Below are 12,174 nucleotides of genomic sequence, written 5' to 3'. Positions count from 1 at the left end.
GGTCAGCCCTCCGAAGGGGCGAGGCGCTTGAGCTCCGCCTCGGTCGAGTTGAGCAGGTCGATCCAGGACGTCTCGAACTTCTCGACGCCCTCGTCCTCCAGCAGCTGGACGACGTCGTCGTAGGAGATGCCGAGCTCCGCCACGGCGTCGAGCTCGGCGCGGGCCTGCTCGTAGGTGCCGGCGATGGTGTTGCCGGTGATCCGCCCGTGGTCGGCGGTGGCGTCCAGGGTGGCCTCGGGCATGGTGTTGACCGTGCCGGGGGCGACCAGTTCGTCGACGTACAGGGTGTCCTTGTACGCGGGGTCCTTGACGCCGGTCGAGGCCCACAGCGGGCGCTGCTTGTTGGCCTGCGCCTTGTCCAGGGCGGCCCAGCGCTCCGAACCGAACACCTCCTCGTACGCCTGGTAGGCGAGGCGGGCGTTGGCGAGCGCCGCCTTGCCCTTGAGCGCCTTGGCCTCGGGAGTGCCGATCGTGTCGAGCCGCTTGTCGATCTCGGTGTCCACCCGGGACACGAAGAACGACGCCACCGAGTGGATCTTGGACAGGTCCAGGCCCGCGGCCTTGGCCTTCTCCAGACCTGCCAGGTAGGCGTCCATGACCTCGCGGTAGCGCTCCAGCGAGAAGATCAGCGTGACGTTGACGCTGATGCCCTTGCCGATGACCTCGGTGATCGCCGGGAGGCCGGCCCTCGTCGCCGGGATCTTGATGAGCGTGTTGGGCCGGTCCACCAGCCAGGCCAGCTGCTTGGCCTCGGCGACGGTGGCGGCGGTGTGGTGGGCCAGACGTGGGTCCACCTCGATGGAGACCCGGCCGTCCTGGCCGTCCGTGGCGTCGAAGACGGGGCGCAGGATGTCCGCCGCGTCCCGCACGTCGGCCGTCGTGATCATGCGGATGGCCTCGTCGACGGTGACCTTGCGGGTGGCGAGGTCGGTCAGCTGCCGCTCGTAGCCGTCCCCGCTCGAAATCGCCTTCTGGAAGATCGACGGGTTGGTGGTGACGCCCACCACGTGCTGCTCGTCGATCAGCTCGGCCAGATTGCCCGACGTGATCCGCTTGCGCGACAGGTCGTCGAGCCAGATCGCCACGCCCTCGTCGGAGAGGCGCTTGAGTGCGTCTGTCATGAGAGTTGCATCTCCTACTTGTCTCTATAAGGGCGTCAGCGCGCGGCGGCGGCGAGAGATTCCCGCGCGGCGGCGGCGACGTGCTCGGCGGTGAAGCCGAACTCACGGAAGAGGACCTTGGCGTCGGCCGAGGCACCGAAGTGCTCCAGCGAGACGATCCGGCCGGCGTCCCCGACGTACCGGTGCCAGGTCAGGCCGATGCCGGCCTCGACCGCGACCCGCGCCTTCACCGACGGCGGCAGGACGCTGTCCTTGTACGCCTGGTCCTGCTCCTCGAACCACTCGACCGACGGCATCGACACCACACGGGTCGGGATGCCGGCCGCCTGCAGCTCCTCGCGCGCCTCGACGGCGAGGTGCACCTCGGAGCCCGTGCCGATCAGCAGCACCTGGGGCGACGCGTGCTGCCCTTCGGGCCCTTCGGCGTCGAGGAGCACGTAACCGCCCTTGGCCGCGTCCTCGTTCGCCTCGTACGTCGGCACGCCCTGGCGGGTCAGCGCCAGACCGTGCGGGGTCCCCTCGCCGAACACCTTGGTGTGGCGGCGCATGATCTCGCGCCACGCGATGGCGGTCTCGTTGGCGTCGGCCGGACGGACGATGTTCAGACCCGGGATGGCGCGCAGCGAGGCCAGGTGCTCCACCGGCTGGTGGGTCGGGCCGTCCTCGCCGAGACCGATCGAGTCGTGCGTCCACACGTACGTCACCGGCAGGTGCATCAGCGCGGAGAGCCGTACGGCGTTGCGCATGTAGTCGGAGAACACCAGGAAGGTGCCGCCGTAGACGCGGGTGTTGCCGTGCAGCGCGATGCCGTTCATGGCCGCGGCCATGGCGTGCTCGCGGATGCCGAAGTGGATCGTGCGCCCGTACGGGTCCGCGCCGGGCAGCGGGTTGCCCACGGGGAGGAACGACGACGTCTTGTCGATCGTCGTGTTGTTCGAGCCCGCCAGGTCGGCGGAGCCGCCCCACAGCTCGGGGACGATCTCGCCGAGCGACTGGAGCACCTTGCCGGAGGCGGCGCGGGTGGCCACGCTCCTGCCGGGCTCGAAGACCGGGAGCCTGTCCTCCCAGCCCGCGGGCAGTTCGCCCGCGGAGATCCGGTCGAACTCGGCGGCGCGCTCCGGGTTGGCGGTGCGCCACGCGGCGAGGGACTTCTCCCACTCGGCCCGGGCCTCACGGCCGCGGTCCAGCGCCTTGCGGGTGTGCGCGATGACCTCGTCGGAGACCTCGAAGGACTTCTCGGGGTCGAAGCCGAGGACCTTCTTCGTCGCGGCGACCTCCTCCTCGCCCAGCGCCGAGCCGTGCGACGCCTCGGTGTTCTGGGCGTTCGGCGCGGGCCACGCGATGATCGAGCGGGCGGCGATGAAGGACGGGCGCCCGGTCTCGGCCCTGGCGGCCTCCAGCGCCCGGTACAGACCCGCCGGGTCCAGATCGCCGCTGGGCAGCTGCTCGACGCGCTGGACGTGCCAGCCGTACGCCTCGTACCGCTTCAGGGTGTCCTCGGAGACCGCGGTCTCCGTGTCGCCCTCGATCGAGATGTGGTTGTCGTCCCACAGCAGGACCAGGTTGCCGAGCTTCTGGTGCCCCGCCAGCGAGGACGCCTCGGCGGCGATGCCCTCCTGGAGGCAGCCGTCACCCGCGACGACCCACACCATGTGGTCGAACGGGGAGGCTCCGGGGGCCGCCTCCGGGTCGAACAGCCCGCGCTCGTAGCGGGAGGCCATCGCCATGCCCACGGCGTTGGCGACGCCCTGGCCCAGCGGGCCCGTGGTCGTCTCCACGCCCGCGGTGTGTCCGTACTCCGGGTGGCCCGGGGTCTTGGAGCCCCAGGTCCGGAAGGACTTGAGATCGTCGAGCTCCAGGCCGTAGCCGGCCAGGTAGAGCTGGATGTAGAGGGTCAGGCTGCTGTGGCCGGCAGAGAGCACGAACCGGTCGCGGCCGGTCCACTCCGGGTCGGCGGGGTCGTGCCGCATCACCTTCTGGAAGAGGGTGTACGCGGCGGGAGCCAGGCTCATCGCCGTGCCCGGGTGGCCGTTTCCGACCTTCTGAACGGCGTCGGCGGCGAGGACGCGAGCGGTGTCCACGGCCCGCTGGTCCACTTCGGTCCACTGGAGATCTGTGGTGGTCGGCTTGGTGCTCACCCTGAGTCAGGGCTCCTCTCCACTGTTGTCAACCGGTGTCTGTGACCGCACCGGGGATTCCGGTGTCTGTGACCGCACCGGGATGGTCGAGCCTACCTGTGTCGGAACGCGCGTTTTCCGCTGCTTTCCAGGGTGTGGGCGGCCCGACGGGTCCGCCTCCCGTATGAGCGCGGGGGCTCACTTCTGCGCCGCTCCGGTGAGCGGGCGAGGGCCCTTCCGTGCCGCTCCGGTGAGCGGGGTTCCGCGTTTCCGTGACCGCTCCGACGAGTGGCGTCCGGAGCCTGCGTGCCGCTCCCGCGGGCGAGGCCGCGGGAGCCGTACCCGTACCGGTACGCGCGCCGGACCGTCCGTCCGTGTGTCGATCCGGTGGGCGTGTCCCGCCGGGGTGCGCGGGGGCACGGCGCCCGGAGGTGTGCGGAGTGTGCCGCTCCGGTGGTCCTCCCGCGTCGCCGCGAGGGGCGCCCGTCGCCGCCCCGACACCGCCGTGACGGGCGTGATTCCCCGCTTCCGTGCCACGCCAACACGATCCGACCCCCACGAAGGACGGCATGTTCCCAACGTCTACAGTGGTCTGGTTCGCGCAAGTCTTTACCGGGTCCTCACGCCCGGAGCTTGCTGGATTTCTCTGTCAGGGGTGTGCGTGACGGCCGTCGAGTCCCGACCCGCAGGGGTCGCCTTGACTTCCAGCCCGGGGGGCCATCGCCCGTTCGGGACTCGTGTCAAGGCATTCGTGGCGCTGACCAAGCCTCGGATCATCGAACTGCTGCTGATCACCACCGTGCCGGTGATGTTCCTGGCGGCCCAGGGCGTACCCGATCTGTGGCTCGTGCTCACGACCACCATCGGCGGATACCTCTCCGCGGGCGGCGCCAACGCCCTGAACATGTACATCGACCGCGACATCGACGCGGTGATGCACCGTACGTCGCAGCGCCCGCTGGTCACCGGCATGGTGAGCCCGCGCGAGTGCCTGGCCTTCGGCATCGTCCTCGCGGTGGTCTCCACGGTCTGGCTCGGGCTGCTGGTCAACTGGCTGTCGTCCGCGCTCGCGCTCGGCGCGCTGCTGTTCTACGTCGTGGGCTACACGCTGGTGCTGAAGCGGCGTACCGCGCAGAACATCGTCTGGGGCGGCATCGCGGGCTGCATGCCGGTCCTCATCGGCTGGTCGTCCGTGACGAACTCGATGTCGTGGGCCGCGGTCATCCTCTTCGTCGTGATGTTCTTCTGGACGCCGCCGCACTACTGGCCGCTCTCGATGAAGGTCAAGGACGACTACGCCCGCGTCGGGGTCCCGATGCTCCCGGTCATCGCGTCCAACCGCGTGGTGGCCCGCCAGATCGTGCTCTACAGCTGGGCGATGGTGATCGTCTCGCTGCTGCTGACCCCGCTCGGCTACACCGGCTGGTTCTACACCGCGGTGGCGCTGCTGACCGGCGGCTTCTGGCTCTGGGAGGCGCACGCCCTGCTCAACCGGGCCAAGGCGGGGGTGACCGGCGCGAAGCTCAAGGAGATGCGGCTGTTCCACTGGTCGATCACCTACGTCTCGCTGCTCTTCCTCGCCGTGGCGATCGACCCCTTCCTGAGGTAGTCCCGCCCCGCTCCACCGAAGCGGTCCCGCCGACGGGCGGGGTACGTGGCCCACGCCACGTACCCCGCCCGTCGCACGTCGATCTGCCCATCGATAGCATCCTGACCATGGCAGAGACGGCTGAGACCCAGGTGGAGAGCGGCAAGCGGGCGGCCCGCGCGGAGCGCAGGGCGGCGAAGCTCGCCAAGCAGATCGGTGCCTTCTCCAAGGCGCACGGCGGCGCGGAGGGGCAGCTCGCCTACCTCGGGCAGATGGGCGCCCGCATCGTTCTCGTGGGCGAGGACGGCGGCTGGGGCGATCTGGTCGCCCCTTCGTACGCGGTCGCCGAGAGCGCCGCCCGGAAGGCCGGGATCACGATGCACGAGTCCTTCGACGGGGAGCTCGCGGCGAAGGTCCGCACCGGCCGGTACGAGTGGACGCGGATGGCGGGGATCCAGGTGGGCGGCCCGTCCAACAAGGACTGAGAGCGGCCCCGATACGTCTGTACGCCGATGCCGGGCGGTCCTGATCAAGGACCGCCCGGCATCGGCGTACAGACGTATCGGGGCCCGCGCGGGCCCCGCCCCGGCTCACCCCGCGGCGGCCGGCTCCGGCTTCTCGGCGGCGGGGACGGCCGTCGCGGGTACGGCCTCCGGGCGCTCGCGCAGCGACAGCAGCACCCGCACCACCGCGATCCACACCAGACACGAACCGAACATGTGCAGGCCGACCAGGATCTCCGGGGTGTCCATGAAGTACTGGACGTAGCCGATCACGCCCTGCCCCAGCAGCACCAGGAACAGGTCGCGGGCCCGGCTCCGCGGGCCGACCGGCGCGTCCACGGCCTTCAGCACGAACCAGAGGGCGACGGTCAGCGCCACCACGACCCAGGCCAGGTCGGCGTGCAGCTGCGCGACCATCTTCCAGTCGACCGGGATGCGGTGCACGTCGCTGGAGTCTCCCGCGTGCCGCCCGGCGCCCGTGACGACCGTACCGACCGCGATCAGCAGTCCCGCGGCCACCACGAGCAGCCAGGTCAGCTGGGACACCGCCTTGCCCACCAGCGGCCGGGGAGCCTCGTCGCCCTCGCGGACCCGCTGCCACATCACCATCGCGACCGTGATCAGCGTCGTGGAGAGCAGGAAGTGCGCCGCGACCGTGTACGGGTTGAGGCCGACCAGCACCACGATGCCGCCGAGCACCGCGTTGCCCATGACCACCCAGAACTGGGCCCAGCCGAGCCGGGTGAGGCTGCGCCGCCAGGGCTTCGCCGAGCGGGCGGCGATGATCGCCCAGCCGACCGCCGCGCACAGGACGTACGTCAGCAGGCGGTTGCCGAACTCGATGACACCGTGGATGCCCATCTCGCTCGTCGAGGTGAGGCTGTCCTCGGTGCACTTGGGCCAGGTGGGGCAGCCGAGGCCGGAACCGGTCAGCCGTACCGCACCGCCGGTGACGACGATGACGACGGACATGACGACGGCCGACATGACGGCGCGGCGGACGATGCGTTCCGTCGGCGTCCACCGTTCGGCGATGTAGGGAAGCGGGTTCCGCGCGGCTTGAGCGACTTCGGCTCGGGTCAGCTTGGGCACGCGCACCATCGTAGGCGGCGGCTTGTGCAAGCTTTCACGAGGGGGACGAGTAGCGCGAAACGGCGACGGTGCGCTGCAGAGGACTCACGTCGAGCACCCGGACCCGGGCGCCCCCGCACCCGTCCGGCTCACTCCCAGCGGAAGAACTTCGCCGCCGCGCCCAGCCCGAGCACCGCCCACACCGCCAGCACAGCGAGCTCGCCCCACGGCATCCCGGCGCCGTGCTGGAGCACGTCGCGCAGCCCGTCCGACAGGGCCGCGATGGGCAGCAGCCCGAGCGCCGACTGCACCGCGTCCGGGAACTTGTCCAGCGGCACGATCACCCCGCCGCCGACCAGCAGCAGCAGGAAGACCAGGTTGGCCGCGGCCAGCGTGGCCTCCGCCTTCAGCGTCCCGGCCATCAGCAGCCCGAGCCCGGAGAACGCGGCGGTGCCGAGCACCAGCAGCAGCACCACGGCGAACGGGTCGCCGTGCGGCGACCAGCCCAGCGCGAACGCGATCACCGTCAGGAGCACCACCTGCAGCACCTCGGTGACCAGCACCGAGAGGGTCTTGGCGGTCATCAGCGCCCAGCGCGGCAGCGGCGAGGCACCGAGCCGCTTGAGCACCCCGTAGCGCCGCTCGAAACCGGTGGCGATGGCCTGGCCGGTGAAGGCCGTGGACATCACGGCGAGCGCCAGGACGCCGGGCGTGAGGAAGTCCACGGACCGCCCGGCGCCGGTGTCCACGACGTCGACCGCGCTGAACAGCACCAGCAGCAGCGCCGGGATGATCACGGTCAGCAGCAGCTGCTCGCCGTTGCGCAGCAGCATCCGCGTCTCCAGCGCCGCCTGCGCGGCGATCATCCGGGAGAGCGGGGCGGCGCCCGGCCGCGGGGCGTACGTACCGGCGCTCATGCGCGCAGCTCCTTGCCGGTCAGTTCGAGGAAGACGTCCTCCAGGGTGTGCCGCTGGACGGAGATGCCGGACGGCATCACCCCGTGCTGCGCGCACCAGGAGGTGACGGTGGCCAGCAGCTGCGGGTCGACGTCGGCCGTGATGCGGTACGTGCCCGGGGTGGGCTCGGCCGCCTCCGCGCCGTCGGGCAGTGCCTTGAGCAGGGAGCCCAGGTCGAGGCCGGGGCGGCCGGTGAAGCGCAGGGTGTTGTCGGCGCCGCCGCGGCAGAGTGCCTCGGGGCTGCCCTGGGCGATGACCCTGCCCGCGTCGATGACGGCGACGTCGTCGGCGAGCTCCTCGGCCTCGTCCATGAAGTGCGTGGTCAGGACCACGGACACGCCGTCGGCGCGCAGCTCGCGCACGAGGTCCCAGGTGGAGCGCCGGGCCTGCGGGTCGAGCCCGGCGGTCGGCTCGTCGAGGAAGACCAGCTCGGGGCGGCCCACCACGGCCATCGCCAGGGAGAGGCGCTGCTGCTGGCCGCCGGAGAGCCTGCGGTAGGTGGTGCGGCCGCAGGTGCCGAGGCCGAGGCGGTCGATCAGCGTGTCGACGTCCAGGGGGTGGGCGTGGAGCTTCGCCATGTGGCGGAGCATCTCGTCCGCGCGCGCCCCGGAGTAGATGCCACCGGACTGGAGCATCACGCCGATCCGAGGGCGCAGCCGGGCGGCGTCCGCGACCGGGTCGAGGCCGAGGACCCGCACCGTCCCGGCGTCGGGGCGGCGGTAGCCCTCGCAGGTCTCGACGGTGGTGGTCTTGCCGGCGCCGTTGGGGCCGAGGACGGCGGTGACCGTACCGGCGCGGACGCTCAGGTCGAGGCCGTCCACCGCGGCCCTGCGGCCGTACCGCTTCACCAGCCCGCGGATCTGGACGACCGGCTCGCTCTTCATGGCCGGTAAGTCTAAGGGCTGCCACTTTGCCCCCGGCGGGCGCGGGGGCGTCCCGCCGGACCCCCGTCGGGAGGGGCTCGCGGCCCGGTTCCCGGACCGGTGCGCGGAGGTGGATTAGGTGACCCTAAGTGATGAAGCGCACCGTAGATCGTTCCGGACCGTGGTTGTCAGGGCCGGATTAATTACGCAACAATGGCGTTGTGAAAAACGGCGAGACCAAGCGGGAGACACCCCAGGAGGAACTCGCGACCGGCGAGCGTTCGACGCGCAACAGGGTCGCGCGCTCCATCCTGGACCACGGCCCGTCCACCGTCGCCGAGCTGGCCAAGCGCCTCGGTCTCACCCAGGCCGCGGTCCGCCGCCATCTCGACACCCTCGCGTCGGACGGCGTCGTCGAGGCCCGTGAGCAGCGGGTCTACGGAGCACGGACGCGTGGCCGTCCGGCCAAGGCGTTCGCCCTGACCGACTGCGGACGGGACGCATTCGACCAGTCCTACGACAAGCTCGCGGTGGACGCCCTGGGGTGGATCGCCGAGACCTCGGGCGAGGCCGCGGTCGCCGCCTTCGCCCGAGCGAGGATCGCGGCCCAGACCGAGGCCTACCGGGCGGCGATCGAGGCCGCGGATCCCGATTCGCGCACCGAGGCGTTGGCCAAGGCCTTGTCCGCCGACGGGTACGCTGCTACGGCGCGTAGCGCGCCCGGCCCGCAGCAGGGCGAGCAGTTGTGCCAGCACCACTGCCCGGTCGCTCATGTCGCCGAGCAGTATCCGCAGCTGTGCGAGGCGGAGACGGAATTCTTCTCCAGCCTTCTCGGTACGCATGTGCAGCGTCTGGCCACCATCGCCCACGGCGACGAGGTGTGCACGACGTACATCCCGCGCAGCGGTCGCCGCACAGCACCGAAGACCACTCATTCAGCATCTGCAAGCAAGGCCGGGAGGAACCCCGCATGACGCTCCCCACGGAGACCGCCCACCCCGAACTCGAGGGGCTGGGCAGGTACGAATACGGCTGGGCCGACTCCGACGCGGCAGGCGCCGAGGCCAAGCGCGGGCTCTCGGCGGACGTCGTCCGCGACATCTCCGCGAAGAAGAACGAGCCCGAGTGGATGCTGAAGCTGCGCCTCAAGGGCCTCAGGCTCTTCGACAAGAAGCCCATGCCCACCTGGGGCTCCGATCTGTCGGGCATCGACTTCGACAACATCAAGTACTTCGTGCGGTCCACGGAGAAGCAGGCGGAGTCCTGGGAGGACCTGCCCGAGGACATCAAGAACACCTACGACAAGCTCGGCATCCCGGAGGCGGAGAAGCAGCGCCTGGTCGCCGGCGTCGCCGCGCAGTACGAGTCCGAGGTGGTCTACCACCAGATCCGTGAGGACCTGGAGTCGCAGGGCGTCATCTTCCTCGACACCGACACCGCGCTGAAGGAGCACCCCGAGCTCTTCCAGGAGTACTTCGGGACCGTCATCCCGGTCGGCGACAACAAGTTCGCCTCGCTGAACACGGCCGTGTGGTCCGGCGGCTCGTTCATCTACGTGCCCAAGGGCGTCCACGTCGACATCCCGCTCCAGGCGTACTTCCGTATCAACACGGAGAACATGGGCCAGTTCGAGCGGACGCTGATCATCGTCGACGAGGGCGCGTACGTGCACTACGTCGAGGGCTGCACCGCTCCGATCTACTCCTCGGACTCGCTGCACTCCGCGGTCGTCGAGATCATCGTGAAGAAGGGCGGCCGCTGCCGCTACACGACGATCCAGAACTGGTCGAACAACGTCTACAACCTGGTCACCAAGCGCGCCGTGGCCTACGAGGGCGCGACCATGGAGTGGGTCGACGGCAACATCGGCTCCAAGGTCACCATGAAGTACCCGGCCGTCTACCTGATGGGCGAGCACGCCAAGGGCGAGACCCTGTCCATCGCCTTCGCGGGCGAGGGCCAGCACCAGGACGCCGGCGCCAAGATGGTCCACATGGCGCCGAACACCTCCTCCAACATCGTCTCCAAGTCGGTGGCGCGGGGCGGCGGCCGCACCTCCTACCGCGGTCTGATCGAGATCGGCGAGGGCGCTCCGGGCGCGAAGTCGAACGTGCTCTGCGACGCGCTGCTGGTCGACACCATCTCGCGCTCCGACACCTACCCGTACGTCGACGTCCGTGAGGACGACGTGTCCATGGGGCACGAGGCGACCGTCTCCAAGGTCTCCGAGGACCAGCTGTTCTACCTGATGAGCCGCGGTATGACGGAGTTCGAGGCGATGGCGATGATCGTGCGCGGCTTCGTCGAGCCGATCGCCAAGGAACTGCCGATGGAGTACGCGCTCGAACTCAACCGGCTGATCGAGCTGCAGATGGAGGGTTCGGTCGGCTGACCCGGCCCACGACCGAATCCCCGGACACTTCACTGAGAAAGCGAGCACTACGACAGCCATGGCTGAGGCTCAGAACATCCCGGCGGGATCCACCACCACCGGTTCCATCGCGGTGGCCGCCGAATCGACCGTCGCCACGCGTATGAGCGCGCCGCCGTCCTTCGACGTCGCGGACTTCCCGGTCCCGCACGGCCGCGAGGAGGAGTGGCGGTTCACGCCGCTGGACCGGCTGCGCGGGCTGCACGACGGCACGGCGGTGGCCACCGGCGACGGCGTCAAGGTCGCCATCGAGGCCCCCGAGGGCGTCACGGTCGAGACCGTCGGCCGCGACGACTCCCGGCTCGGCCGGGCCGGTACCCCGGTGGACCGCGTCGCCGCCCAGGCGTACTCGTCCTTCGAGCAGGCCTCCGTGGTCACGGTCCCCAAGGAGGCCGTGCTCACCGAGCCGATCCGCATCACGGTGCACGGCGAGGGCGGGGTGGCCTTCGGTCACCAGGTCGTGGAGCTGGGTGCCTTCGCCGAGGCCGTCGTCGTCATCGACCACACCGGTGATGCGGTGCTCGCTGCCAACGTGGACTACGTCCTCGGCGACGGCGCGAAGCTCACCGTCGTCTCCGTGCAGGACTGGGACGAGAACGCGGTCCACGTCGGCCAGCACAACGCCTTGGTGGGCCGGGACGCCTCGTTCAAGTCGATCGTCGTCACCTTCGGCGGCGACCTCGTCCGCCTCCACCCGCGCGTCAGCTACGCGGGCACCGGCGGCGAGGCCGAGCTGTTCGGCCTGTACTTCACCGACAAGGGCCAGCACCAGGAGCACCGCCTCCTGGTCGACCACAACACCCCGCACTGCAAGTCCAACGCCGCCTACAAGGGCGCGCTCCAGGGCGACGACGCGCACGCGGTGTGGATCGGCGACGTGCTGATCCGGGCCGCCGCCGAGGGCACCGACACCTACGAGATGAACCGCAACCTCGTCCTCACGGACGGCGCGCGCGTCGACTCCGTGCCGAACCTGGAGATCGAGACCGGCGAGATCGTCGGCGCCGGCCACGCCTCCGCGACCGGCCGCTTCGACGACGAGCAGCTGTTCTACCTGATGGCGCGCGGCATCCCGGCCGAGGAGGCCCGCCGACTCGTCGTACGCGGCTTCTTCGCCGAGCTCGTCCAGCAGATCGGCCTGCCGGACGTCGAGGCGCGGCTGCTCGACAAGATCGAGACCGAGCTGAAGGCGTCCGTCTGATGGCCTTCGTCAAAGTCTGCACGCTCAGTGAGCTGGAAGAGGACACCCCGAAGCGTGTGGAGCTCGACGGCGTCCCGGTGTCCGTCGTCCGTACCGAGGGCGAGGTGTTCGCGATCAACGACATCTGCTCGCACGCGAACGTGTCGCTGTCCGAAGGAGAGGTGGAGGACTGCATGATCGAGTGCTGGCTGCACGGCTCCAGCTTCGACCTCCGCACCGGCAAGCCGTCCGGCCTTCCCGCGACGCGCCCCGTCCCCGTATACCCCGTCAAGATCGAAGGGGACGATGTGCTCGTCTCCGTCACCCAGGAGTCCTGAGTCACC

11 protein-coding genes are annotated in these 12,174 nt (G+C 70.3%); 6 read left to right on the top strand and 5 right to left on the bottom strand.

The genetic code is table 11. The annotated features are described in order from the left end of the window. Positions 1–2: 2 nt before the first annotated feature. Together tal and tkt are read right to left on the bottom strand one after the other, a co-directional pair. The gene (tal, locus tag AB0E67_RS06430) at positions 3–1,121 is read right to left on the bottom strand and encodes a transaldolase (protein WP_362021784.1); all 1,119 of its coding nucleotides are present in this window, start codon (positions 1,119–1,121) and stop codon (positions 3–5) included. 35 nt (positions 1,122–1,156) lie between these two features. Next, complete coding sequence (gene tkt / locus AB0E67_RS06425; RefSeq protein WP_362021781.1) at positions 1,157–3,259, bottom strand: transketolase; 2,103 nt, start codon at positions 3,257–3,259, stop codon at positions 1,157–1,159. A gap of 634 nt (positions 3,260–3,893) precedes the next feature. Here tkt and AB0E67_RS06420 point away from each other — a divergent pair. Together AB0E67_RS06420 and AB0E67_RS06415 are read left to right on the top strand one after the other, a co-directional pair. Beyond that, a complete protein-coding gene (locus AB0E67_RS06420) occupies positions 3,894–4,847 on the top strand; it encodes a heme o synthase (RefSeq protein WP_362021778.1) in 954 nt (317 codons plus the stop codon). A 107-nt stretch (positions 4,848–4,954) separates the two neighbouring features. Continuing rightward, positions 4,955–5,311 (top strand): hypothetical protein, encoded by a 357-nt coding sequence (locus AB0E67_RS06415; protein WP_362021775.1) that lies wholly within the window; start codon positions 4,955–4,957, stop codon positions 5,309–5,311. A gap of 105 nt (positions 5,312–5,416) precedes the next feature. Here the strand turns inward: AB0E67_RS06415 and AB0E67_RS06410 are convergent, their stop codons facing one another. From AB0E67_RS06410 to AB0E67_RS06400, 3 genes are all read right to left on the bottom strand, one after another. Continuing rightward, the gene (locus AB0E67_RS06410) at positions 5,417–6,430 is read right to left on the bottom strand and encodes a COX15/CtaA family protein (protein WP_362021772.1); all 1,014 of its coding nucleotides are present in this window, start codon (positions 6,428–6,430) and stop codon (positions 5,417–5,419) included. A gap of 119 nt (positions 6,431–6,549) precedes the next feature. Continuing rightward, on the bottom strand, positions 6,550–7,317 hold the full coding sequence (locus AB0E67_RS06405) for an ABC transporter permease (RefSeq protein ID WP_362021769.1): 768 nt from the start codon (positions 7,315–7,317) through the stop codon (positions 6,550–6,552). Further along, positions 7,314–8,240, bottom strand: a complete 927-nt coding sequence (locus AB0E67_RS06400; protein WP_362021767.1) for an ABC transporter ATP-binding protein — start codon at positions 8,238–8,240, stop codon at positions 7,314–7,316. Before AB0E67_RS06400 ends, AB0E67_RS06405 begins: the two co-directional genes overlap by 4 nt. Before the next feature lie 200 nt (positions 8,241–8,440). Here AB0E67_RS06400 and AB0E67_RS06395 point away from each other — a divergent pair, with 200 nt between their 5' ends. The 4 genes from AB0E67_RS06395 to AB0E67_RS06380 are packed head-to-tail and all read left to right on the top strand — an operon-like array spanning position 8,441 to position 12,168. Further along, complete coding sequence (locus AB0E67_RS06395; RefSeq protein WP_362021764.1) at positions 8,441–9,193, top strand: ArsR family transcriptional regulator; 753 nt, start codon at positions 8,441–8,443, stop codon at positions 9,191–9,193. Next, positions 9,190–10,611, top strand: a complete 1,422-nt coding sequence (gene sufB, locus AB0E67_RS06390) for a Fe-S cluster assembly protein SufB (protein ID WP_362021762.1) — start codon at positions 9,190–9,192, stop codon at positions 10,609–10,611. Before AB0E67_RS06395 ends, sufB begins: the two co-directional genes overlap by 4 nt. 58 nt (positions 10,612–10,669) lie before the next feature. After that, a complete protein-coding gene (sufD, locus tag AB0E67_RS06385) occupies positions 10,670–11,851 on the top strand; it encodes a Fe-S cluster assembly protein SufD (protein ID WP_362021760.1) in 1,182 nt (393 codons plus the stop codon). Beyond that, positions 11,851–12,168: a bifunctional 3-phenylpropionate/cinnamic acid dioxygenase ferredoxin subunit gene (locus AB0E67_RS06380; RefSeq protein WP_073788547.1), complete on the top strand. Its 318-nt coding sequence runs from the start codon at positions 11,851–11,853 to the stop codon at positions 12,166–12,168. Before sufD ends, AB0E67_RS06380 begins: the two co-directional genes overlap by 1 nt. Positions 12,169–12,174 lie beyond the last annotated feature (6 nt).

The organism is Streptomyces sp. NPDC032161 (assembly GCF_040636995.1).
Classification (GTDB): domain Bacteria; phylum Actinomycetota; class Actinomycetes; order Streptomycetales; family Streptomycetaceae; genus Streptomyces.
The sequence above is the reverse complement of the archived record's forward strand: the minus strand, read 5'-3'. Positions and strand labels throughout refer to the sequence as shown.

Bases quoted from the DNA above. Each gene is read 5' to 3' on its own strand.
- tal (WP_362021784.1), bottom strand. From the start codon at position 1,121: ATGACAGACGCACTCAAGCGCCTCTCCGACGAGGGCGTGGCGATCTGG.
- AB0E67_RS06415 (WP_362021775.1), top strand. From the start codon at position 4,955: ATGGCAGAGACGGCTGAGACCCAGGTGGAGAGCGGCAAGCGGGCGGCC.
- AB0E67_RS06410 (WP_362021772.1), bottom strand. From the start codon at position 6,430: ATGGTGCGCGTGCCCAAGCTGACCCGAGCCGAAGTCGCTCAAGCCGCG.
- AB0E67_RS06405 (WP_362021769.1), bottom strand. From the start codon at position 7,317: ATGAGCGCCGGTACGTACGCCCCGCGGCCGGGCGCCGCCCCGCTCTCC.
- AB0E67_RS06400 (WP_362021767.1), bottom strand. From the start codon at position 8,240: ATGAAGAGCGAGCCGGTCGTCCAGATCCGCGGGCTGGTGAAGCGGTAC.
- sufB (WP_362021762.1), top strand. From the start codon at position 9,190: ATGACGCTCCCCACGGAGACCGCCCACCCCGAACTCGAGGGGCTGGGC.
- sufD (WP_362021760.1), top strand. From the start codon at position 10,670: ATGGCTGAGGCTCAGAACATCCCGGCGGGATCCACCACCACCGGTTCC.
- AB0E67_RS06380 (WP_073788547.1), top strand. From the start codon at position 11,851: ATGGCCTTCGTCAAAGTCTGCACGCTCAGTGAGCTGGAAGAGGACACC.